Origin of the sequence: Priestia aryabhattai, from assembly GCF_023715685.1 — a bacterium.
GTDB classification, from domain to species: Bacteria; Bacillota; Bacilli; order Bacillales; family Bacillaceae_H; genus Priestia; species Priestia aryabhattai_B.
In genome coordinates this window covers 40,400-64,575 of sequence record NZ_JAMBOQ010000004.1, presented here as the reverse complement: position 1 = coordinate 64,575, position 24,176 = coordinate 40,400, and the positions used below count along the sequence as shown (strand labels likewise).

Sequence of the window (24,176 nt, the reverse complement as noted above, 5' to 3'; positions counted from 1 at the left end):
AACTAGTTTTTACAGCCCCTTTATTAACAAGTGTATATTTAGCCATTTTTCCACTCCTTTTTTATGAAAATATCTATAAAAAAAGCCGTGAAAACAGAAGGGAATCCTTCTATCTTCACGGCTCTTTGCTTCTGTAAACAGAAGATAAGCATCCGTCTTTTACCTGTTTTGCAAAACAAACGATTCCATCGAACGTTTTGCAATTTATATGGAGAAGAAGTTACTTAAAGCAAATAACCGTACAAGAATTCTCTGTAACAGGATCATAATCTCTAAATAAAGAAGTGACCTGGATATCAAATAAAAGCTCCACTTTTTGCTTTAGCATTTTTTTATATTTAGTCGACAAAGCGGCATCAAGAGACATCACTAATTCTCTATATTCTTCACTGAGGGCTTCTAGAGCTGGCATTCTTTTTGATTGAGCTAGAATAAGAATTTTATTATCAATAATATCTATTTTTTGAGTATTCACGCCTACATTAAAAATCTCTTGGCTAATTTGAGTATACAAAGTAGCTATCTTCTTTTTAGAGATCGGCTCCATATGCTTCACCTTTTTCATTGTTAAAAATATGTTTTTGTTATATTGTTTTCACTTGATTATCGTCCTTTGACCAGTTGCCAACAAATTCAGGCTCATCATAGTCAAAGAAATTGGTTAAATTCTCATGGCGGTTATCAATAAAAAGCTGATTGGCGACTTCTGATACGAGCTTCGGTATCGCATATTTTAGACCTGAAAGAGCGGAAGCAGAAATTCCACAGCTAATTAAAGCGGAATAATTAAAAGCAAAAAGACCATATACCATTTTTTGACCTTCTTTATCGCGATTTAAAAAAGCAAAGCCGTTACTAAGGTAAGGATGGGCATCTAATACTAGGTTGGCGATTTCATGTGGTGCTTTGTAATGATCGCTCCAGCGGGCGATGTGTCTTTCAACAAGTCGTAATTCTGGACGCAGAGCCGGATCTGTTAGAAGCCCTGTGCTAATAATTAAATAGTCAAACGCAAACGTTCCCTGAGGAGTTGTTACAACTGCTTTGTCCTGCTTTTCCTCGACATCGAGCCATGGGGCATGTACGTGCAAATGAAAGCCTGGCCATGAGGAAGCGCGTCCGAATGTATCATTAGTAGGCGGCTGATTGTATTCGAAAAAATGAGCCATCACTTCATATTTTTCATCATCTGATAGAGCATGGAAACGTTCAATCATTCCTGAAGTTTCCATTTGTCTGATTGGATTAATACGCGGAAGTTCTTTTCGTCGAACAAATACATGAGCTTCAGCAACCCCTTCGGAAAGCGCATAGTTGGCGTTATCAAACGCGGAAGCTCCTCCTCCTAAAACAGCTACTTTTTTGTTTTTTAACGTAGTAAAATCAATGGTTTGTGAAGTGTGAGAATAAAGGTGAGGCGGCAATTTTTCAGAAATCATAGGCGGGACATGCCACTCTCCTCCTCCTTGAATTCCTGTAGCTAGTATAACTTTACGTGCCATCAGTGTAGGACACGCAGCTCCATTTCCTTTAATATGCAAGCGATGAATACCTGTTTCTGTAGGCTCAATTAACGTTAATTTTATTTCATTTGCCACAGGAAGGTTAAGAATATTCCGATACCAGCGCAAATAATTCATCCACTCTCCTCTTGGGATTTTGTCAAGAGCTTCCCAGCCTTCTGAGCCAAATTGTGCTTCCCACCACGCTTGAAACGTAAGCGAAGGCATACCTAAATCGATAGATGTTAAGTTTTTGGGCGTTCTCAGGGTGATCATTCGTGCATATGTTTCCCACGGACCTTCTAAACCCGAACGGTTTTCGTCAATAACAAGAATATTTGACACGCGTTCTCGCAGCAAACCAAAGGCCGTTCCTAAACCGCTTTGACCTCCTCCAATAATGATTACATCATATACGTGTTCATTCCTAGGAATGATTGGCTGTACTTCTGTTGGTTTCCTAAAGGAAAGGTAAGAAAGATCGGTTTCTACTCTTTTATTTAAAGCTTCTAAGCTCATCGTTATCTCTCCTTTCAATAAAGTTTCTCCGTGATAAAAAGTTTTTTATATCTCACATAAAATGATAGGTTTTGTAACATCGTTTGATTTATATTTATATTATCACTTTTGGAATATGATTGTATCTCCATTCTCTCTAAAGTTTTTTTTACGAATTGTGTAAAATCACTAATATAATTTTTTTACATCTTATGTATGGAACCATATTTACATCGTTTAAAATGAAAAAGCCCTTTCAAAGTTTAATGAAGAAAGCTTTTCTGACATCAATCTTAAGGAGAGCGTGTGTAAGTTTGTGACAGTTATTTGTTAATTACGCTCTACTACTTGACTATCGTATTCATCAAATCTATAGTCATAATTAGTAACTCAGCAAAGGGAGTCAACGTATGAGAAATTTATTTAAAATAACAGCTATATTTACAACGATTGTCATGTTTATTTTGATGATTGCCGGCAGCCTTGTAACAACTACAGGATCTGGATTAGGATGCGGAAACGAGTGGCCATTGTGTAACGGGCAGTTAATACCCGAATACGCAGTAGCAACAATGATTGAATATACGCATCGTTTGATTACCGCATTTGCAGGTCTTCTTGTTTTAGCATTTTCTATTTGGGCTTGGATTCGTTATCGCAGAAAACGTGAAGTGAAAATTTTAGCGATTATGAGTATTGCATTTATCGTTATCGAGTCATTACTCGGAGCTTCTGCAGTTATCTGGCCTCAGTCAGCTGAAGCGCTAGCACTGCATTTCGGTCTTTCGCTTATTGCGTTTACCGGTGTATTTTTACTTTCAATGTTTGTTATTCAAAAGGACCGTTCGGACCATTTTATTAAAGGAGCGGTCACGGGCAAATTTAAATGGCTCGCATGGTTTACGCTTCTGTTTACTTACTGCGATATTTATTTAGGTGCATATGTGCGTCACAAAGGTGCAAGCTTAGCGTGTACAAGCTTTCCTGCTTGTTATGGCAATACTCTTATTCCAAAGCTTTCAGGAACAACAGGCATTCACTTTGCCCACCGATTTGCTGCTCTTGTGCTGTTTGTTCTTATCATTTGGATCATGGTGTCTGCCATCAAACAGTATAAAGAAACTCGCCGTGATATTTACTATGCGTCCATCATTGCGGTTGCTTTAACCATTGCTCAAATATTTAGCGGTATATTTGTTGTAATGTCTCGCTTAAATGTCTTTGCTACACTGTCTCACTCGGCATTCATTACAGCTTTATTCGCTACGCTTAGCTACATTTGTGTACAGACTTTAAAAGGAAAAAGACAATAAAACAGAAATAACTCTACAAAAAAACACGTGCAGTTCATAACTGCACGTGTTTTTTTGAGTTAAGCTAATTCTATTCCGCCTGTAATGCCATAAACTTGAGCTGTTACGTAGCTTGCATCCGTTGAAGCTAAAAATACGTATACATTTGCTAGCTCTACCGGCTGACCAGCACGCTGCAAAGGTGTATCTTGTCCAAAGGCTGGAATAGCATCGCTTGGCTGCCCTCCAGAAATTTGCAGCGGCGTCCAGATAGGTCCTGGAGCAACGGAGTTGACGCGAATACCTTTTGGAGCTAATTGCTTGGCTAGTCCGCGAGTGAATCCGTTAATAGCAAACTTTGTAGCTGCATAATCTAATAAATTAGGACTTGGGCTATAGCCCTGTACAGAACTTGTTGTGATAATAGAAGCACCTGCTGGTAAATAAGGCAGCGCTGCTTTTACGGTCCAATATAAAGAGAACACATTCACTTCAAAGGTTTTGCGCAGTTGGTCCGTTTCTAAATCAGCAAGGTCTTCTACTGCCTGCTGTTTACCTGCTACGAGCGCTAAAACGTCTAATCCATCTAACTCTTTATAAGCTTTTTCTACTAGCTCTTTGCAAAAAGATTCTTCGCCTACATCACCAGGTATGAGCACAGCTTTTCTTCCTTCTGCTTCGATAAGCTTTTGTACTTCTTCTGCATCCGCTTGCTCTTGTGGCAAGTAATTAAGCGCAACGTCTGCGCCTTCTCTTGCGTAAGCAATCGCTGCTGCTCGGCCGATACCTGAATCTCCACCTGTCACAAGAGCTTTTCTGCCTTTTAATTTACCTGCACCTATGTAACTGTTCTCCCCGCAGTCTGGGATGACGTTCATTTCTTTCTGTACACCAGGCGGTTCTTGATACTGTTTTGGATAGTTTTCATGGAAATATTGAGTTAATGGATTATTTAATTTTGACATATTCGTCACTCCTTTATAAATCAACCTTAACCAACTAAGGAAAAGTTTTCTATACCCTTGTTCTTCCCGTCTTCTTCTTCAGTAAACATGTTTAATATGCTCTACTATCATTACCGTCCTTCCATTACTACGCATAAAAAAGAGGTTGAGACATAACTACATCAATCCAATCTAACGACGAACAAATTGGATACATGAGCCAGTATGGATCGCTTGGTACACCGCTGTTGATTTCCGTGCAAGGCTTCGCTTTCCGCGGGCGGCTGGTGAGCCTCCTCGTCGCTTACGCTCCTGTGGGGTCTCACCTATTCCGCTTTTCCCGCAGGAGTCTTCCCCTTGCCCTCCAATCAACAGCTAGAAGCAACTATATACATGAAACCTATGTTCACCATCACACTGAAAAAATCCGAACGAGTTGGATTCTCCATCAAGAATCTCGATTCATCGTTCGGATCTTCTTTCAACTAAACTACTTTTGTCCCAGCCTCTTTAGATAAATGGTGAGGGCTTTACATTTCTGCTGCGAACAATAAGCTTCATTTCTTTCTCTTCTGTGACTGCTACTCTGTCAGTTCCACTTGCAAAGGCTTTAATTCCTCTTCAGCTTCTTTAGGGGTGCGAACGATTAACACATCACATTTGGCATAGCGTAAAATATGCTGAGATACACTTCCGATTAAGATGCGCTCTACTGCGTTTAACCCAGTTGCACCGCATACAATTAAATCAACGTGCTTTTCTGGTGCAATTTTTTTAGATATTTTTGTTTTAGGAGAGCCATGTTCAATTAATGTCTCGACTTTCGTTACTCCAGCCTTTATCGCTAGCTTACTATAGTTGGTTAAAAGTTCTTCAGCAAATTTCTCTGCATCTTGAAAGCGTGTATCCGTATAGAATGCATAAGGTGATGGACTTAGCACCTGTATGTCGATAACGTGACAAAGTATCAAATGAGCGTTATTTTTTTTCGCACTGTTAACTGCTTTTTTGAATGCCCACTCTGCTTCTACAGAACCGTCTACTGCTACGAGTATATTACGATAAATATTCATCATAATCTCTCCTTTATCTTTCGTTTATAAAGAACTTTCCTGGCTACACTTTTATTCTACTTCTGGTGCAAACGAAAGTATGTGATATTTATCACAATATAGAGAAGTTAATAAAAATAGAGCCGTGCACTACACACGGCTCCATTTTCATTGAACTTGAGAGTTAAAAGTCATTATCCAAATAGATCCTGCTACAATCGTAATAACAAAAACAATTCCAAGTATTAAAGCCATCACATTATAACGAGGCTTCTCTCCATCTTTAATATGCATGAAGAAAAACAATTGAACGAAAAATTGAAGCACGGCCATTCCTAGAATGCTAGCTAGCAATATATTTTTAGCAAGTACGTGGTTTAATACCAGCAGCAAAGGAATAACAGTTAAGATAATCGAGAAAATAAATCCTATTGTATAAGCTTTTAACGACCCATGGTTCTCCATCTACATCACCCCCATTAAATACACGACCGTGTAAAGGAAGATCCAAACAACATCAAGGAAATGCCAGTATAAGCTGATAATCGTGACTTTTCGCTTTGTTACAGAGGTAATTCCGTATCGTTTTAATTGAATTGTAATTGAAATCATCCAAATGATTCCGATAGAAACGTGCAGCCCATGCGTACTAACTAGCGTATAGAAAGCTGTAAAAAATGCGCTCGTAGAAATGGTTGCTCCTTCATGAACCATTGTTTGAAATTCATGAATTTCAAGGCCAACAAAGCACACACCTAAAAGCAGAGTTACGATTAGCCACCCAATTAAAGGCTTTATATTTCTCGAAAAGAAATTGTTGAACGCGCCAATAAAAATGATGTAGAAATGTTAAATGCACTTCAAAACTTTGGCTTTTATATCGGCATTGGATTAACCAATATTCTCAATACATTTGATGTAGAGGCTGTTATCTTGAGAAATCATATAATTGAATCTCATCCCATTGTTTTAAATACCATTAAAAATGAAGTTTCTTCTAGGGTCCATTCTTATTTAGAAAATAAATGTGAACTACTGCCTTCTTCGTTAGGAAAAAATGCACCTGCTTTAGGAGCTGTTTCCATCGTTATTGATTCTTTCTTAAGTGTTAGTCCTATAAGTTAGTTAAGTGAACGCAAAGGTTAGTAAACTATATCACGTTTGATTTTAAGAATGAAGCAGCTATTTTCGATTAATAGATTTTCTATCAAAAGGAAAGAATTTAAACAGTTTTAACAAGAGTATTATGCCTGTTTCCACCCTCACCTTTTTCATCCCATGCAGCCAGTCACCTATCATAACGGCAACTGGCTGTTTATATGTTATAGGCAACCTGCTCTTTCATGGACTACGCAGAGCCTTGCCTGTTAGTTTAGCTTATCTGCTTTTTAAATTATGAAGCATGTCTTGTCAGAGTAGTTATGACTTCCTTATATTCTTCTAGCTCTTTGCTCTGTGCAAGAGTATTGATTTTCTCTAGCGATAAAAGAGAGCTCTGAATAATAAATGTGCGAGGCTCCGTATCATTTTGCAGTAATTCATCAGATATAAACGTAACAAATTCTAGACTTTTTTTCCGCTCCTCTTCGTTTGTTAGTTTATTTTCAATCACCCGTTTTAACTTCGCGGTTACACGCGTCAGATCAGTCGAAAAATGACTTTCCGTTTTCTTATTAAACACCGCAGAGTAAACGAAAGGATTAAATAATTGTTCTTTTTGTTCTGCTACTTCGATTACGATTTCCTCTGTACGCTTTATACAATAACGGACAATTTGTTCAATAGGTAATGGATAGTTTAGTGCTTTATTCATTTTAAACATATTATTAAGCATTCCTTCTAGCAGCACGGCTCCATCAAATAAATAAGGAGCAGTATTAGATGGAAAAATCTGCTGAAAGCGTTCATATATCCAGTTGAATGTTGCCGCTTTTAACTCCTCTATATAATGAAATGTTTTAACTTCATTTAAAATGAGTGTACTTTCAATAATTTCAGGAATTTTGTTTTGCTCTGCAAAGTTCAGCATAAAGATCATCTGTTCTTCAAATACCTTCTGATTATCCCCTTTATATTCAATGGCTACTTTTTCTCTTTGTAGAATAAGTGATTCTTGCAGAGACGAAAGTAATGAGATAAGCAGTTCGCTTTTAGAAGAGAAATATTTATAAAATGTTCCTTTTGAAATACCGCTTCTTTCTAATATATCTTGTACCGAAGTGTCTACGTATCCTTTTTCCATAAAAAGCTGATGTGTATGCCCTAAAATATCGAGCTGTTTTTGATTCATTGCTGTTACTCCTCTGTTTACAATTTACTTTTTATTTAGTATAACTTATCTGCCTTTTCCTACGTAAATTTTATCCTTTTTCCTTGATAAACAAGTAAAAATAATTATATACTATTAGTACATTTTTATACATGTAGTATAAAAATGTACTAATAGTATAGGTTAATTACCTGTAAAAAAAGCTATATCCGGCTACAACTATATGTAGAAAGGAATGTTTTTGTGAAAAACCTAGATAAAACCGTAGAAGATAAGGAAGTTTTAGACTTATTTAGTGGTAAGAGCTGTAAAAATCCATTTGTGTTATTTTCGAAAATGCGGGAGATGGGCGCCGTTATTCCTATTCCTTCTCCGATGGAAGAAATAAAAACTCAGGCTTGGGTAGTGACTCGTATGGAAGAGGCTATGCAAGTTCTAAAAGATCACCATCATTTTACGGTAGACCAAAGTTCTGTTAGCAAAAATCATGATACGCGAAAACATAAAGCTGATGAGTCCGATCCCCCTACATTCTTTGGAGGACAATCGATGCTTTCTGTTGATGATCCAGATCACCGACGCCTACGCACGCTTGTATCAAAAGCATTTACGCCAAGATACATGGAAAGCTTACGTCCACGTGTACAGGAAATAGCCGATGAGTTACTCGATGAAGTACATGACAAAGGGAAAATGGATCTTGTTAAAGACTACGCCTTTCCATTACCCATCAACGTTATTTCTGACATGCTTGGTGTTCCAAAAGAAGATAAAGAAAAAATTCACGGCTGGTCTGCTGCTATTGCAAGAGGGCTGAGCTTAGGGAGAAGAGATCCTGGCGTGGAAAAGCAAATAAAAGCTTTTGGAACGTACACCATGCAGTTGGTAGATGCTAAGCGTAAGCACCCTGCCGACGACTTAATAAGTCAGTTAGTCGCGATTGAAGAAGAAGGAGATCGCTTAAGTGAAACAGAATTGCTTTCAATGATTACATTATTAATTTTTGCTGGTCATGAGACTACATCAAATTTAATCGCGACCGGATCTTTAATGTTATTTGATCATCCTGAACAGCTGAAAAAAATTAAAGCCGACCCTGCCTTAGTATCGTCAGCTGTTGAAGAATTGCTTCGTTTTAATGGACCAGCCACTATTTCAGGACCTCGTTATGCTACAAAAGATCTTGAATTGGGCGGTCAACAGATTAAAAAAGGCGACATGGTAATTCCTGTCTTAAAGTCAGCAAATCGTGATGAGCAGCAGTTTATAGATGCGGAGGAACTTGATATTATGCGCCCTATCAAGCGCCACTTGGCCTTTGGTCATGGTATTCATATGTGCTTAGGAGCTCCACTAGCTCGTATAGAAGCAGATGTTGCCTTTTCTACTCTACTAAGACGTATGCCTAATCTGCGCCTTTCCATTCCTCGGGAAGAAGTAAATTTACATTTTACACTGAGCTCACAAGGAGTAACTTCATTGCCGGTTATTTTTTAAAACATCTAAAAAGTACAATTCAACAAAGTAATTATTTATCTAGCAAGTGACAACTGCTGAGCTATATAGCTATTAGATTCCAAATCTATACCTATTCTAAAGGAGGAATAAGATCATATGAACAAAGAAGTCATTCCCGTTACAGAAATTCCAAAATTCCAATCACGTGCAGAAGAGTTTTTCCCTATTGAATGGTATAAAGAAATGCTGAACAACCACCCTGTTTATTTTCATGAAAAAACAAACACATGGAATGTATTTAAATACGACCATGTTAAACAAGTCTTGAGCAACTACGAATTTTTTTCAAGCGATGGACAAAGAACGACTATTTTTGTTGGAGATAATAGTAAGAAAAAAAGCACATCTCCAATTACTAATCTCACAAACTTAGATCCTCCTGATCACCGGAAAGCTCGATCTTTGCTTGCTGCAGCCTTTACTCCTCGTAGTTTAAAAAACTGGGAACCGCGAATCAAACAAATTGCAGCAGACCTTGTAGAAGCGATACAAAAGAATTCAACTATTAATATTGTTGAAGATTTATCCTCTCCTTTTCCTAGCTTAGTTATAGCAGATCTATTCGGCGTACCGGTAAAAGATCGATATCAGTTCAAAAAATGGGTAGATATTCTCTTTCAGCCTTATGACCAAGAAAGATTAGCAGAGATTGAACAAGAAAAACAACGTGCAGGAGCAGAATATTTTCAATACCTCTATCCTATTGTTATTGAAAAGCGTTCTAACCTTTCTGATGATATTATCTCAGACTTAATTCAAGCGGAAGTTGATGGTGAAAAATTCACAGATGAAGAAATTGTGCACGCTACCATGCTGCTTTTAGGTGCAGGAGTTGAAACCACAAGTCACGCCATTGCAAATATGTTTTATTCTTTCTTATATGACGACAAGTCGTTATACAGCGAGCTGAGAAACAATAGAGAGTTAGCTCCAAAAGCAGTAGAAGAAATGCTTCGATATCGGTTTCACATCTCCAGACGAGATCGCACGGTTAAACAAGATAACGAGTTATTAGGCGTTAAGCTAAAAAAAGGAGATGTAGTTATTGCGTGGATGAGTGCATGTAATATGGATGAAAATATGTTTGAAAACCCTTTTTCTGTAGATATTCACCGTCCAACCAATAAAAAGCACTTAACATTTGGAAACGGACCTCATTTTTGTTTAGGCGCCCCTCTTGCCCGACTTGAAATGAAAATCATATTAGAAGCATTTTTAGAGGCATTTTCTCACATCGAACCATTTGAAGATTTTGAATTAGAATCGCATTTAACAGCTTCAGCTACGGGTCAATCTTTAACATACTTGCCCATGACGGTGTACAGATAAAGTTTATGTACAAGACAAAGCAGAGAAACGTGAAAGAGGTGTATCTTCTCCCTCATGTTTCTCTTTTCTTTTATCATTCCGTTATTTACTAGGCTTTTATTATCTCGTTTAAGTATTTATGTACCAAATTTGAGAGGCCTTTAATACCATTCAAATCCTCATCCCAAAAATCTTTATTCCCTAGGATATTTTCAACCAGTTGCAAGAGAGAAATCTGATTTTTTTGATATTGCAACCACTGGTCTCTATAAAACTCTAAAATATATTCTTCATCTTTTAATATATATGGTTGGCCCTTAAAACCTTCTCCTGTCCAAGTGCCTTTAAGCTTCTCTACTTTATAAAAACGAATAAGCACTGCAAAGGCTTGAACAATTCCAAGAGGAAGTGCTCTGTTTAGGTCGACATAGCTTTTTAAAGTGGGCAGTAGACGATGCTTGAATTTTGATAAGCTGTTTAATGAAATATCAGCAAGACGATGATGAATAAATGGATTGGTGAATCGTTCAAATACCTCTTCTGCGTATACTTTATTTTCATTAAAATCACCTTGGGTAGAAGGAATAACTTCTTTTTTTATTACTTCATGCAGAAAGTGATTAAAGTTGGCGTTTTCCATAAATTCTTTTACTGTTTCGACTCCTGACAAAATTCCACGTAATGCCATAAGTGTATGAGCCCCATTTAAGATACGGACTTTTCGTGTTTGGTAAGGAGATAAATCCTTCACCCAATGCACATTTAAACCGGCTTTTTTAAAAGGAAGGCGATGATCTAATTCACTGTTTCCTTCTATAGCCCAAAAATGATAAGGTTCTGCTGTATTCAGTAAGAAATCCTCATATCCCCATGCTGTAAATAAAGCTTCTGCTTCTGCCTTAGGAAATCCTGTGACTATTCGATCTACCAACGAATTAAGGAATAAATTATGTTCTTTTATCCATTTTATAAATGCTTCAGGTAACTCCCACTCTTTACTATAACGGAGCACGCATTCTTTTAAGGTATCTCCATTTTTTTCAAGAAGTTCACACGGAAGCATAGTTAACCCTTTTTTTGTATTTCCACTGAAATGCAAATAGCGATGGTACAAAAAGAGTGTTAATTTTCCCGGAAATGATTGAATTGGGACACCTTCTTCTAATAAAGTTGGCTGATAGTTAAGTCCCGCTTCCGTCGTATTAGAGATTACAAATTCCAATGTAGGATTTGCTGCTAATTGTAAAAAGGTATTCCACTCTTCGTATGGATTAATGACTTGGGAGAAAACAGAAATTACTTCACTAGACGTAACCGTATCTCCGTTTTCCACTCCACGTGTAAGCAAGGTATAGAGTCCATCTTGCTCCTTCAATTTGTCTATTTTCTCTTTCCCCGCAGGTCGAGGCTGCGTGACAGCAATACTTCCTTGAAAATAGCCTTTCTTGTTGCATTGATGAATCATCCAGTCACAGAAGCCACGCAGGAAATTTCCTTCTCCAATCTGTAACACTTTTATAGGATATTCTAAGCCTACATAGTTATCTTGAATAGGAGCGGTCTTTTTATTAAGTGGGTTTAAAGTATCTTGTGAATTATTCAATGTAGATTCCTCCTTTGTATAATGAATTGCTTAGCTTTTCATAGTGATTGATTATATTTCTACAATAGCTTTAATCACATTTGCTTCAGGAGTTAACCAGTCTTCAAACTGTTCAATTAGTTGATCAAACTGTGCTCGGTGCGTAATATAGCGATTTAAATCTACTTTGTTGCATTTCAGAGTGTCTACTACATAATGAAAATCTTCTAACGTAGCATTCCTGCTTCCCATCAGCGTCAGCTCCCTTTTATGGAATTCTGGATCGTTAAATGAGATGTCTGCTTTCACTAGACCTACGTATATTAATTTTCCGCCATGAGCCGAATAGTTAAATGCCTCTGTCATTGATTTAGCATTGCCCGTTGCATCAAATACTATTGTTGGCATCTCTGCATTTGTTAACTCTACTAATTTATCAAACGGATTATTAAGAACATTTAGCGTATAGTCCACTTTAGCCCATTCACTGGCAAATGCTAAGCGCTCGTTATTTACATCCATTGCTATGACTTTTGCTCCTTGGTCTTTAGCAAATGCCATCACCCCTAAACCAATAGGACCAGCACCAATAACTAAGACAAACTCTCCTTGCTGAATCTCAGCGCGTCTAACTGCATGAGCTCCTATACTTAATGGTTCCACCATTGCAGCTTGGTCAAGTGTTAGTCCCTCAGCTCTCACTAAATGCGTATAAGGAACCGTAATCCACTCACTCATTCCTCCTTCAATATGTACACCTAATACTTTCATATCTGTACAGCAATTTGTTTTTCCATTTCTACAAGCAATGCATTTTCCACATTCCATATAAGGGATAATGGAGACTTGATCACCAGCTTTTAATCCCAACTCATTGTGAGGAATAAATTCAATGTATCCTGACAATTCATGACCGAGTACACGAGGGTAAGTGAAAAAGGGCTGGTTTCCTTCATAGGCATGAATGTCTGTACCACATATCCCAATACGTTGAATACGAATTAATGCTTCTTCTGCCTGGGGGATAGGTCTTTTACTTTCCACTTTTTTCAACTGGTTGGGCTGTTCACATACAATGCTTTTCATGCTTTATCTCTCCATTTCAATTTAAGATTCTTTTATTCAATACACGCATATTAGAGAATGACGCCTTCTTTAAAAATACTAATTTCTCGAAAGCCTAAACGTTCATTATTTGTTTGAGTTTGACCTGAAGCAACATTCAAAATATACTGCAATAAATCATGCTTTAGTTCCTCTATGGTTTGATCTTCAATTAGCCTGCCTGCATTATAATCAATCCAATGTTTTTTGCGATGTGCTAACTCGGAGTTTGTAGATATCTTCACTGTAGGTACGGGACCTCCAAATGGTGTACCTCTCCCCGTTGTAAACAACACAATATGAGCACCCGCTGCAGCTAATGCTGTTACGGAAATCAAATCATTTCCAGGGGCATTTACTAGGTTCAATCCTGATTTGATTACCCGCTCACCATATGGAACAACATCTTCAACTCTAGAATTCCCTCCTTTTTGTGTACAACCAAGAGATTTTTCCTCTAGAGTGCTAATTCCACCGTCTTTATTTCCTGGGGATGGATTTTCATAAATTTCTTGATTATGCCGAATAAAATATTCTTTAAAATCATTAACTAGATTTGTAATTTTGTTAAACGTTTCTTCATTCTTAGCCCGACTCATTAGAATCGTTTCCGCACCAAACATTTCTGGTACTTCTGTTAAAATAGCTGTTCCTCCACTAGCAACGACTATATCAGAAACTGCTCCAACTAACGGGTTCGCTGTAATACCTGAGAAACCATCTGATCCTCCACACTTCAAACCTATTTTTAGTTTTGAAAGAGGGATAGGTTGGCGTTCATATTGATTAGCATGTGCTACTAACTCCGAAATAAGAGATATTCCTTTTTCTAATTCGTCTTCAACTTCTTGTGCTTTAAGGAATTTAATACGACCTGTCGCATACTCACCAATAACCTCTTTAAACGCTTCAATTTGATTATTTTCACAACCTAATCCAACGACTAGAATACCCGCAGCATTTGGATGCTGAGTTAAAGCAGCTAAAAGCTTTTGTGTATTTGTGAGATCATCTCCTAATTGCGAGCAGCCGTATGGGTGAGGAAAATGATAAATTCCATCCACTCTTTCATCTCTGAACTGTTCAGTCGCCATTTTAGCTAGAAGTTCACACGTTTTATTAATACACCCAACCGTATTAATAATCCAAATTTCATTACGAATTCCTACTTCGCCATTTTCACGAATATATCCTTGAAACGTATAATTCAAAGCTTTTGGAATATTTGGTTGAGTAATTGGCTGGTACTCATAATTCAGAACACCACTTAATCCGGATTGTAAATTATGAGTATGAATCCACTCTCCTTCTTCTAAATCTGTTTTAGCTTTCCCAATTGAGTATCCATATTTAAAGATGTCCTCACCTTTTTTTCGGGGCTTTACTAAAATTTTATGACCTCTAGGAATATCAGTACGAATAGGAATTTCAATGCTGTTTTTACCCTCGCCTTGCACGTTTATAACTTCACCTTTGGCAATTTCCTTTATAGAAATAACAACACTGTCTTTTGAATGTAATTGAATAACCTTACTCATTTTTCCCCCTCCATTTGCCTCATATTTAGATGCTCTAAAAAGATAACGTTTTCATTTTGCGAATATATTTATATAGTACCATCAATACTTGAAATAAAAATTGCGGTTTTTGCTGTATTTATACTGTTTTTTGATATAAATTAGTAAAAAGAGGAGGTGGATTTCATGAGTAACTTAAAAAGTGAATTACACAGCAATTTTCCATTTTTATTTGTCTATAAGGATACGAAAAGTCCTCAAAAAGAATTATCTAACCATATGCATGATTATTATGAGATGGTGTACGTTTATGGAGGAAAAGGAACTTTTTTTGTAGGTGATATTTTTTACGAAATGAATCAAGGAGATATTTTTTTAATTCCTAATAATACAATTCATCGAGCGATGCCAGATAAAGAAAACCCTGTAACGTCTACTATTCTTTTTTTTAGCCCTATGTTAATCTATAAGGATTTGATTAATGATTCTTTTTCTTATTTTAGTATTTTTGACGTAGTAAAAAAGGGTAAAAACTATAAAATTTCGTTGCAATCAGAGGAAAAACAACAAATCGAAAAATTGCTTATACAAATTTATGAGGAAATAACTAACGAAGAACCGGGTTCAAAGCATTATGTCCTACTGATTGTTCACCAGATGATGCTAGAGTTATATCGTACTCACGCCAAAAGCAAGGGAGCTGTAAAAAATAATACGTATAAGGTAGAGTGGATTGCAGACATTTTACGTCATATAAACGAACATCTACATGAACCTCTCTCATTGACAACTCTTGCAGATAAATGTTTAGTCAGTCCTTCTCACTTCAGCAGGGTTTTCAAGGAAACAACAGGGATAGGGTTAACTGTCTATATCAATACAAAGCGGATTATTAAATCGAAAGAACTTTTACTAAAAACCAATTATACAATTTCCCATATCGCTGAAATGTGTGGATTTGAAAGTAACCCTCATTTTTATCGAATGTTTAAAAAATATATGAATATAACTCCAGCTATCTATAGAAAGAAAAATGACACAAGTAACATATAAACGAAGTAATACAAAAAAAGGTACAAGCACATAAGTGACGATGTGCTTGTACCCTTTTATCTAATTCTACAGCCCTGTCTTAGAATTCAAATTAACATCTTTGGAAACAAATTGTGCTGTTGGTTTTACAATTGGACGTACAAATCGAATAACCGCAAGTGAGGCAAATACTGCTAATCCTCCAGCAAGTAAAAAGGCAGCAGTGTAAGTTCCTGATCTCTCAACAAGGAAACCGGTTAACGTAGGACCAATGATTCCAGCCGTATTAGCCAAGAAGTGCATAAACCCTCCTACGGATCCAACGTTATTTTTGTCTACTACATCGTTAACGATTGCCCAGTAGATAGCTCCTGTTAAGTACAGAAAGAATACGGAAAGTGCAACGAGTGTGACCGCACTGACTGTAGTTGTTACAAGGCCTGCTACACCTATACAAACGGCTGATAAAAATAAACATGTGACAAGCACCAGCTTACGTGAGAACAGCACTCCTTTTTGAGCGAATTTTTTGGAGAAGAAATCCGATACAAAGCCTCCTAGAGCCAGACCAATAAAACCGAGAATCCAAGGAATGACGGTAGTAATACTCATTTCTTTAACACTAAGGCCGCGCGCATCTACTAAGTAACTTGGAAACCAAGTTAGGAAAAAGAACAAAATGTAGTTGTAAGCAAAAAACGCAAATGCTGTAAATAACACAGTTTTATGTTTCAAGTAAAAAGTTAGCTTCAATTTACTTTCTGTTGCTGCAGGAATTTCTTGCATCTTCATCTCTTCTGATGTATTCGAAGGCTTTTCTTTAACAAATTTCCACCAGCAAACAGCCCAAATGATTCCAATTAACATAATGGCAATAAAGGACACTTTCCAGCCATATGCAATGGCAATAAAACCAACGATCGGACCAGAGATAGCTCCTCCAAGGGGTGTACCGCTGTTAGTCAAACCAATAACAGTTGCACGATTGCTTGATGGAAACCAGTTATTTACCATTTTACTTATTGTAGCGGAGAGTGGACCTTCACCCATCCCAAATAAAACTCGAATAGCAATCATACTTGCAAAGCCTACAGCAATGACAAGAGCACCGCTAAATATTGACCATACAATCATAGCTACAAAAAGCGTTAGCTTAGCACCATATTTGTCAGAAGCCATTCCTCCAAGGAAGTTGAAAATTGCATAACCTACAGAGAAACTACTAAAAATAATTCCCATCTCAGTGGGCGTAAGAGATAAATCATCTTGAATAAAAGGAGCTGCAATCGATAATGCAGAACGATCTAGGTAATTAATAATTCCTGCTAAAAACAAAAATAAAATGACAATGCCTTTTCCTTGTGAAAACATAAATACCCCCCTTTGTTTGTACAGCCCATTGCTTTTTTGAAAGCGATTCCATTATAAGCCAAAGTTAAATAATTTCTTTCTTCAAGTAAGGTGATTTTAAAAGTAAATCGATTTACTAAGAACCAAGCAAAAAAGTGTTCCTTTTTTGCTTGATGGTTTCTAACAAGAAGTGCCAAGAAGCAGAACTGGTTTCAAACGATGGATGCTAGTATCGATTTTATCCGTTTTATTGATTTGATTAAAAAGAAGTTCTGCTGCTAAATTCGCCATTTGCACGGTTGGCTGTTTAATAGTGGTAATTGTTGGCGTATAAAGCTTTGCAAACGATACCTCGTCAATACCAATAACGGCTAGGTCTTGTGGTATTCTTAAGTTTTCTTTTTTTATATATTGCAGAACTTCATTAAGAACGATATCGTTCCCTGCTAATATTGCCTTAGGCGGCTGGGATAAAATGAATAATTCAGAAAGCGCTTCTGAAATCTTTTCTATATCTGCTGTTTTAATATAATCTTCATTGGGGTTTATTCCATGTAACAATAATGAAGATTTATATCCTTCGATCCGCTCCACCCGCGGGCTAATATTTCGAATGATGGACGTAGTTACAATAGCAATATCCTTATATCCTTTTTCAACAAAGTGATCAATTGCCAGCTTAGCCGCTAAGTGATTATCAAGCATGACCGTAGCGATTTCAAGTTCCTGAATGGTTCGATCCATAAATACAATAGGAAAATTTTCTTTTTTCATTCGCTTATATAAGTCTGGATTGCCTCCTGTAGGGAAAATAATAATACCATCTACTTGTTTTGCTTTTAACATTTGAATATAATTTTTTTCTTTATCCGGCTCATCATCAGCGTTACAAACAATGATATGGAATCCCTGATTGTAAAAATAGTTCTCTATTGCACGTATAATTTGAGTTGAAAACGTATGAAGTATATTCGCAACAACAACTCCTACTGTAAACGTCGATTTTTGCTTTAAACTACGGGCCAAAATATTAGGTTCATAGTTTAAATCTTTAATTGCTTCTTCAATCTTTTTTCTGGTCTTTTCACTCATATGTTCATATCGCTTGTTCAAAAACTGAGAGATTGTACTTTTGGATACCTTAGCATGTTTAGCTACATCTGCAATAGTTACCTTGGTCATATCATTCATCCCTAACTTATAAAGAGTAATTGATCCATGATTCATGTAATCAAACAATATTTTATTGTATTAGGAATGTATTTACAATTATTTGTTGATAGTTTTTATTTTTACGGCTCAATTTGACAATGGATATCATAGTCTAGACGCCTGCGTAAGCCATGAACCCTCCATCAACTGGTACTGTGATACCCGTAACGAAGCCGGAATACGTTTCATCTGCAAGCCAAAGTAATGTTCCAAGTAAATCCTCTGGTTTTCCAAACCGCTTCATTGGTGTCGAAGTGATAATTTTGTTGGATCTTTCTGTTAAGCTTCCATCATTATTAAGCAATAAATCTCGATTTTGTTTTGTTAAAAAGAATCCTGGAGCGATAGCATTTACTCGTAAGCCAGCTTCAGCAAAATGAACAGCCATCCACATGGTAAAGTTATTAATAGAAGCTTTAGCAGCACTATAGGCTGGTACTTTTGTCATCGGTGCATATGAACTCATAGAAGAAATATTAATAATAACAGGGGACCTCGCTTCTAATAAAGCTTTTCCAAAAACTTGACTAGCTAAAAACGTTCCTATGAAATTACTAGAAAACACTTGTGAAAAACCATTTTCGTCTAAATCAAAAAATGTTTTTTCCTCCACCTTTTCGCTATATTTTTCTCCCTCTGTAATAGCATCAGGATGATTCCCACCCGCACCGTTAATAAGTAAATCAATACGGCCAAATGTTTTAAGAATTTCTTCTCTTGCATGTAATAAAGAATCTCTATCTAACACATCGGCCTTAACGGAAATAGCCGTTCTACCTAATTCTGTAATCTCATTAACTACTTCTCTTCCTTTATCGATAGTTCTGTTCAAGATAGCTACTTTCATACCTTGCCTTGCTAATTCTTGTGCCATTTTAGAACAAAGTACACCGCTACCCCCAGTAATTACAGCAACTCTTCCAGTTAAATTTTCGTGAATTGAACCCATTCTTTCTCCCCTGCCTTATTGACTTGATGAGCATCCCATAGACCAAGTAAGTACATGATTCCTAAGGCTCGGTCATATAACCCGTAGCCAGGGCGACAAACTTCTCCCCAAATATGACGACCATGATCAGGTCTTACGTAACCGCTATAGTTTTGATTGCTTAATTCTTCTACAACACCTTGAATGTTGATGGATCCATCTTGTGTATAATGAGAAGTTTCTACAAAGTCGCCGTTCTCATAGATTTTTACATTGCGAACATGGGCAAAAGGCGAACGGGAAGCATATTTTTTAGCAATCTCCACCATATTATTTTTAGGATTAGCGCCCATTGATCCTGTACATAAAGTGAACGCGTTAGATGGTGAACCGGATATAGCCATCAATTTTTCATAGCTTGTTTCGCCTGTAATAATACGCGGTAACCCAAAAATAGACCAAGGTGGATCATCCGGATGAATGGCCAATTTAATTCCACATTCCTCTGCCACAGGTAATACTTCTCTAAGGAAAAACTCTAAATTTTCCCATAATAAATCTTCGTTTATCTTTTTGTAAGCCTCAAATAGCTCAGAAATGTGATCCAGCTTTTCAGGCTCCCACCCAGGTAACGTCAGATCTGAGGCTGCTGTCACAGTATGAATTAGCTCTTTAGGATCAATATTTTCTACTTTTCCTTTTTCATAAAATAAGGCAGTAGATCCATCCGCTAAAGGATGAAACATTTCAGTACGAGTCCAGTCAAAGATTGGCATAAAGTTATAACAAATGACTTTGACACCAAATTCTGCGAGATTACGAATTGTCTGTTTATAGTTCTCGATATAAAGTTCTCGCTCTGCATTCCCTAATTTAATAGATTCGTGAACATTAACGCTTTCAACAACATCCGTATGAAAACCAAATGATTGAATATACTCGATTTCTTTTTGGATTTCTTCTATTTCCCATACATCCCCTACAGGCTTTTCATGCAATGCCCAAACAATTCCTTTTACCCCGGGAATTTGTTTAACCTGTTCCAAAGTAACTGTATCATTTCCTTTTCCATACCATCTAAAGGTAATATTCATGATAACACCTCCGTTAGTGTAATACTTTTCCCCATATATTTCTTACTTAATTGAACAACAGCTTCATACCCACCATTTTGATAAGCTTTGTTTAAATCACTCCCAATACCAATGGCTACAGCACCTGCGTTTAGCCATTCTTCCATGTTATTTAAGTTAATTCCGCCTGTAGGCATAATTTTTACGTTAGGTAGAGGACCATTTACTGCTTTAATAAAAGATGGATCAAAGTGACCTGCAGGAAATAGTTTAAGAATGTCGCATCCTAGTTCAAGAGCACTAGCCATTTCTCGAATGCTCATACATCCGGGCATATAAGGAATACCGTATCGATTGCAAAGTTTAGCCACATCTTCAACAAAGTGAGAACTTACAATAAATTTTGCACCATTTAAAATAGCATGACGAGCTGTTTCTGAATCTAGTACAGAACCTGCTCCTAAAAGGACATCTAGCTCTTTTAAGGCTCTAAATGTATCTTCAATTTGAGGAGTAGTATACGTTAACTCGATTGCTTTAATACCGCCTTCTACCGCTGCTTTAGATAATTCAGTTGCTTCATTCGCATCTTTCCCACGAATGACAGCGACTACCTTTGTATTTGTTAATGCGTTAACAGTTGAATATTTATTCATTTTTTCCTCCTTAGTCAAATACAATAATGGCTTTACGAACTTGTTCTGGATGTGCTTCTACAAATTTAAACGCCTCTTGTACTTCCTCTAATGCAAATTGATGCGTTATTAAACCGTTATGACAAAGCTTCTTTCCATTTAATAATTGAACAATTTTTGGAAATTGATTTGTTTGCAATCGCGATCCTGTTACTGTTATTTCTTTTTTAGTAATAGGCAGCTGCGGGATAGCAGAAGGTCTTTCGTCAAATCCAAGCACGACTATCCTTCCTGCAGCAGATACTACTTCAAAGGACAATTGAAACGTATTTGGTAAGCACACGGCATCAATTACTACGTTTGCTCCTTTTCCATTAGTCCATTCTTTAACTCGATGTCGAACGTCTTCCTGCCCAGCATGAACGGTAACATCAGCTCCATTTTCATTCGCAAACCCTAATCGCTCTTCACTTAAATCTGTCATCATCACAGTTGCCCCTTGAAGTTTTGCTAATTTTAATATACAAATCCCAATAGGTCCTGCTCCCTGAATAAGTACCGTATCTCCTTTTTCTACCTCACCCCTCCAAACAGCTTGGGCACCTATAGTGTAAGGTTCTGCCAATACGATTTCTTCCCAGGGGAGAGTTGAGTCTACGACATGAAGTTGCTTCTCTGGAAGTACGAACCATTCCCTCATACCGCCATCTTCATGAACACCGAACACGGATAGATTTTCACACACGTTTGGCCTCTTTTTTTGGCATGCGTAGCACCCCCCACAGTAATTAATAGGTTCTACAACTACATGATCACCAATTTGGATACCGGTAACGCTCTTACCAATCTCCATAACTTCTCCTGCTACTTCATGACCAACGACACGTGGTAAAGTAGCAAGGGGATTTGTACCATGATAGATATGCATATCAGATCCGCAAATTCCCACTCGCTTTGTCTTAACTAAAACATCTGTAGGATTTAAAATTTTTGGTTTTTCTGTTTCTTGGATAACGAGTTTATGAGCTTGTTTGATTTGAACCGCTTTCATTTTTCCACCTACTTCTTTAGAAATTCATATACACTTGAGGCGATCGTAATCCCTTGTTCTAGGTTTCTTTCTTCATGTAACTGTTCAATTTCTCCTGGCACATATACACGTTCAGTTGCCGGAGCGGGCGGTACTTGCTGAAGCTCTTCTATCATTTGATCCATTTGTTCTAAAAAGTGATTTTTATCTGTAAAGAAAGAAGGATTTATTACACAAAAATAGTGACCAAGCTTTCTTTTTTTATCAAGATCGCCGTACATTTTACTAATGTGAGGGCCAAATGCAGCTCCGGATAGCAATCCAGAAAATACATCTACAATCACAGATAAACCGTACCCTTTAGGTCCGCCAAATGTAGAAAGAGAAACGACCTTGTTAGGATCTGTGACAGGAACACCATTCTTGTCTACTCCCCAGCTTGCAGGAATTTCTTTTCCTTCTTCACGCGCTTGAAGAATTTTTCCGAAAGCTACATTGGAGGTGGCCATATCAAGAATGAATGGCTTTTTTGTTTTTGCAGGTATACCATAAGCAATTGGATTCGTTCCAAGAAAAGGTATTTTTCCTCCAAACGGTACAACAATCCTATCTGTGTGTGTCATGGCCATTCCAATTAATTCGACTTCTGTTGCTTTTTGAACAAAATAACTTAATGCACCGCAGTGGCTGCTGTTTATAACAGTAATCATGCCAACTCCATTTTCACGAGCCATCTTAATCGCATGATTAACAGCAATATCACCAATTACATGACCAAACCCGTCATCTCCGTCAACAATTCCAGTTACAGGTCCCGTAGAACGAAAAGAAATGTTAGCATCAGAATTAATTCCACCCGCTCGCAAACGATTTATGTAGTGCTCTGTTCTTAATACACCATGTGAATTTACATTTCTCAAATCTGCGTGAATCAAAACGTCTGCAATTTTTTCTGCGTACGCTTTGTTTATCTTTTCCTCAGTGAACTTTTCAATAACTAGCTGTTTGACTTCTTCCACTGGTACAGTTACTGTGGACATTTTTATCCCCCCTACATGAAAATTAAAATTACCATTTAAATAGTTAGAATAACCAGATTTATATTCTGATAACTTCTATTAATCTACCTTTCAATAATCGCTTCTTTCTGCATAAAAGCTGAAACTTCTTCTAAGTAAGGCAACCCTTCATTATCTCCTGATACAGTCGTAACTAGAGCTCCTACACTATTCCCAAGTTCTAGTCTTTCATCTAAAGGTAATCCATGTAAATATCCATATACATAGCCAGCATCAAAACCATCTCCTGCACCGACTGTGTCTATCGCTTTAACTTTAAAAGCAGTCTTTCGATACCACTTTCCATTGCTGTATACCTTCGAACCATTCGCACCGTCTTTGATTACAAGTTGATCGATACTGTAACGTCTGGCTAGGTTTGCTAACTCACTTTCAGAATTACTTTCTGTGATCATCTTTATTTCATCAAGTCCAGTTAGCAAAATATCAACATGTGGAAAAATTTCAAAATAAACGGATCGTGCCTCTTCAATTGTCCATAACTTCAGTCTTATATTAGGGTCGAATGAAACAGGGATTCCTCTTTTTGCCGCAATTTCAATTACCCTTTTGACAATTTCAATATTTTTATAGTCTATAGCTAAGAACACACCCGTTATATGTATTAAATGAATGTTCTCAAACATCGTCTCCTGAATATCTTCTGGTTCTAATGTTAAAATCGGAGACTGATGTCGATAATAAAAAGTTTTTCCTGAACCATCTTCTCTAATTTCTTTAAAGTTTAGAGATGTAGAAAAGCCATTTATAAACGAAACGTACTCCATATCTATTCCTTCACCACGTGCAAAGTTATAAATGAAACGACCAAATTCATCTTTTCCTAAACGACTCAGCCATTTTGTACGTAGCCCAAGTCGTGCACAGCCAACAGCAAAATTAAGTTCAGCCCCTCCCACCTTTCGTTCAAAATTTGGTACAAATCGCAGAGGTCCTGTTATGGATGGGTTGAGAGTAATCATAGCATCACCTAAAGTGAAAACACCACATGTAGAGGACATTAAATCGCCTACCTTTCTGACTAGATATAACTTTTCTTATATGATGTACTAGCTAATCTTGTTAAAGCCAAATAAACAATTGAGTGTGTCTAAAGTTAAACAAAGTTTTTAAAGTAAATCGGTTTTGTAAACCGGTTTTGTAAATCGATTTATTAAAAGTATAATTGAAAGCACTTACATTTTCAATAATAAAAACAATTATTATTATAAAAATTCAGAAAAATAAATCACTTTCTACTCTAGTTATTGC

Annotated in this window: 22 protein-coding genes and 2 pseudogenes; 5 read left to right on the top strand and 19 right to left on the bottom strand. The window is 37.0% G+C overall.

What is annotated here, in order from left to right; translation table 11 throughout:
- Positions 1-220: 220 nt before the first annotated feature.
- Both M3225_RS18905 and M3225_RS18900 read right to left on the bottom strand, forming a co-directional pair.
- Positions 221-547, bottom strand: coding sequence for a Na-translocating system protein MpsC family protein (locus tag M3225_RS18905; protein ID WP_013056580.1), 327 nt, complete (start codon positions 545-547; stop codon positions 221-223).
- Between the two features lie 37 nt (positions 548-584).
- Positions 585-2,021 (bottom strand): NAD(P)-binding domain-containing protein, encoded by a 1,437-nt coding sequence (locus tag M3225_RS18900; protein WP_251396238.1) that lies wholly within the window; start codon positions 2,019-2,021, stop codon positions 585-587.
- 389 nt (positions 2,022-2,410) lie between these two features.
- Here M3225_RS18900 and M3225_RS18895 point away from each other — a divergent pair, with 389 nt between their 5' ends.
- Positions 2,411-3,313 (top strand): COX15/CtaA family protein, encoded by a 903-nt coding sequence (locus tag M3225_RS18895; RefSeq protein WP_251396237.1) that lies wholly within the window; start codon positions 2,411-2,413, stop codon positions 3,311-3,313.
- A gap of 59 nt (positions 3,314-3,372) precedes the next feature.
- On the opposite strand, the gene M3225_RS18890 is transcribed toward M3225_RS18895, so the two are convergent.
- From M3225_RS18890 to M3225_RS18870, 5 genes and pseudogenes are all read right to left on the bottom strand, one after another.
- Positions 3,373-4,257, bottom strand: coding sequence for an SDR family oxidoreductase (locus M3225_RS18890; RefSeq protein ID WP_251396236.1), 885 nt, complete (start codon positions 4,255-4,257; stop codon positions 3,373-3,375).
- A gap of 171 nt (positions 4,258-4,428) precedes the next feature.
- Entirely contained in the window at positions 4,429-4,608 is a 180-nt protein-coding gene (locus M3225_RS18885) for a hypothetical protein (protein ID WP_251396235.1), read from the bottom strand.
- Between the two features lie 209 nt (positions 4,609-4,817).
- Positions 4,818-5,312 (bottom strand): universal stress protein, encoded by a 495-nt coding sequence (locus M3225_RS18880; protein WP_251396234.1) that lies wholly within the window; start codon positions 5,310-5,312, stop codon positions 4,818-4,820.
- 144 nt (positions 5,313-5,456) lie between these two features.
- Positions 5,457-5,753 (bottom strand): cytochrome o ubiquinol oxidase subunit IV, encoded by a 297-nt coding sequence (gene cyoD / locus M3225_RS18875; protein ID WP_025751946.1) that lies wholly within the window; start codon positions 5,751-5,753, stop codon positions 5,457-5,459.
- Positions 5,754-6,086, bottom strand: a pseudogene (locus M3225_RS18870) (cytochrome c oxidase subunit 3); the annotation flags it as partial. It lies immediately after the preceding gene.
- A 27-nt stretch (positions 6,087-6,113) separates the two neighbouring features.
- Here M3225_RS18870 and M3225_RS18865 point away from each other — a divergent pair.
- Positions 6,114-6,413 (top strand): annotated as a pseudogene (locus tag M3225_RS18865) (ROK family protein); the annotation flags it as partial.
- 268 nt (positions 6,414-6,681) lie between these two features.
- Here M3225_RS18865 and M3225_RS18860 read toward each other — a convergent pair.
- Positions 6,682-7,578 carry a TetR/AcrR family transcriptional regulator gene (locus tag M3225_RS18860; RefSeq protein ID WP_251396233.1) on the bottom strand — a complete coding sequence of 299 codons (897 nt, stop codon included), beginning with the start codon at positions 7,576-7,578 and terminating at the stop codon, positions 6,682-6,684.
- A 222-nt stretch (positions 7,579-7,800) separates the two neighbouring features.
- On the opposite strand from M3225_RS18860, the gene M3225_RS29840 reads away from it, so the two are divergent.
- Together M3225_RS29840 and M3225_RS18850 are read left to right on the top strand one after the other, a co-directional pair.
- Positions 7,801-9,054, top strand: coding sequence for a cytochrome P450 family protein (locus tag M3225_RS29840; RefSeq protein WP_251396232.1), 1,254 nt, complete (start codon positions 7,801-7,803; stop codon positions 9,052-9,054).
- Positions 9,055-9,171: 117 nt separating this feature from the next.
- Entirely contained in the window at positions 9,172-10,404 is a 1,233-nt protein-coding gene (locus M3225_RS18850; RefSeq protein ID WP_251396230.1) for a cytochrome P450, read from the top strand.
- An 88-nt stretch (positions 10,405-10,492) separates the two neighbouring features.
- On the opposite strand, the gene M3225_RS18845 is transcribed toward M3225_RS18850, so the two are convergent.
- From M3225_RS18845 to M3225_RS18835, 3 genes are read right to left on the bottom strand one after another with little or no spacing between them, the layout of a single operon-like run.
- On the bottom strand, positions 10,493-11,986 hold the full coding sequence (locus M3225_RS18845; protein ID WP_251396228.1) for a tagaturonate reductase: 1,494 nt from the start codon (positions 11,984-11,986) through the stop codon (positions 10,493-10,495).
- A gap of 51 nt (positions 11,987-12,037) precedes the next feature.
- The gene (locus tag M3225_RS18840; protein ID WP_251396226.1) at positions 12,038-13,051 is read right to left on the bottom strand and encodes a zinc-binding alcohol dehydrogenase family protein; all 1,014 of its coding nucleotides are present in this window, start codon (positions 13,049-13,051) and stop codon (positions 12,038-12,040) included.
- A 50-nt stretch (positions 13,052-13,101) separates the two neighbouring features.
- Positions 13,102-14,607 carry a UxaA family hydrolase gene (locus tag M3225_RS18835; protein WP_251396224.1) on the bottom strand — a complete coding sequence of 502 codons (1,506 nt, stop codon included), beginning with the start codon at positions 14,605-14,607 and terminating at the stop codon, positions 13,102-13,104.
- Positions 14,608-14,772: 165 nt separating this feature from the next.
- Here M3225_RS18835 and M3225_RS18830 point away from each other — a divergent pair, with 165 nt between their 5' ends.
- Positions 14,773-15,639: an AraC family transcriptional regulator gene (locus M3225_RS18830; protein WP_251396222.1), complete on the top strand. Its 867-nt coding sequence runs from the start codon at positions 14,773-14,775 to the stop codon at positions 15,637-15,639.
- Positions 15,640-15,705: 66 nt separating this feature from the next.
- Here M3225_RS18830 and M3225_RS18825 read toward each other — a convergent pair whose 3' ends face one another.
- The 8 genes from M3225_RS18825 to M3225_RS18790 form a co-directional block, all read right to left on the bottom strand.
- The gene (locus tag M3225_RS18825; RefSeq protein WP_251396220.1) at positions 15,706-16,989 is read right to left on the bottom strand and encodes an MFS transporter; all 1,284 of its coding nucleotides are present in this window, start codon (positions 16,987-16,989) and stop codon (positions 15,706-15,708) included.
- A 159-nt stretch (positions 16,990-17,148) separates the two neighbouring features.
- Positions 17,149-18,150 carry a LacI family DNA-binding transcriptional regulator gene (locus tag M3225_RS18820; protein ID WP_251396219.1) on the bottom strand — a complete coding sequence of 334 codons (1,002 nt, stop codon included), beginning with the start codon at positions 18,148-18,150 and terminating at the stop codon, positions 17,149-17,151.
- 142 nt (positions 18,151-18,292) lie between these two features.
- Complete coding sequence (locus tag M3225_RS18815) at positions 18,293-19,129, bottom strand: SDR family oxidoreductase (protein ID WP_251396217.1); 837 nt, start codon at positions 19,127-19,129, stop codon at positions 18,293-18,295.
- Positions 19,105-20,202, bottom strand: a complete 1,098-nt coding sequence (uxuA, locus tag M3225_RS18810) for a mannonate dehydratase (protein ID WP_251396215.1) — start codon at positions 20,200-20,202, stop codon at positions 19,105-19,107. The genes M3225_RS18815 and uxuA overlap by 25 nt, the downstream gene beginning before the upstream one ends.
- A complete protein-coding gene (locus M3225_RS18805) occupies positions 20,199-20,837 on the bottom strand; it encodes a bifunctional 2-keto-4-hydroxyglutarate aldolase/2-keto-3-deoxy-6-phosphogluconate aldolase (protein ID WP_251396213.1) in 639 nt (212 codons plus the stop codon). Before M3225_RS18805 ends, uxuA begins: the two co-directional genes overlap by 4 nt.
- Positions 20,838-20,847: 10 nt before the next feature.
- On the bottom strand, positions 20,848-21,867 hold the full coding sequence (locus tag M3225_RS18800) for a zinc-binding alcohol dehydrogenase family protein (RefSeq protein ID WP_251396212.1): 1,020 nt from the start codon (positions 21,865-21,867) through the stop codon (positions 20,848-20,850).
- 8 nt (positions 21,868-21,875) lie between these two features.
- Positions 21,876-22,886 carry an ureidoglycolate dehydrogenase gene (gene allD / locus M3225_RS18795; RefSeq protein ID WP_251396211.1) on the bottom strand — a complete coding sequence of 337 codons (1,011 nt, stop codon included), beginning with the start codon at positions 22,884-22,886 and terminating at the stop codon, positions 21,876-21,878.
- 83 nt (positions 22,887-22,969) lie between these two features.
- The gene (locus tag M3225_RS18790) at positions 22,970-23,926 is read right to left on the bottom strand and encodes a sugar kinase (protein WP_251396210.1); all 957 of its coding nucleotides are present in this window, start codon (positions 23,924-23,926) and stop codon (positions 22,970-22,972) included.
- Positions 23,927-24,176: the final 250 nt, after the last annotated feature.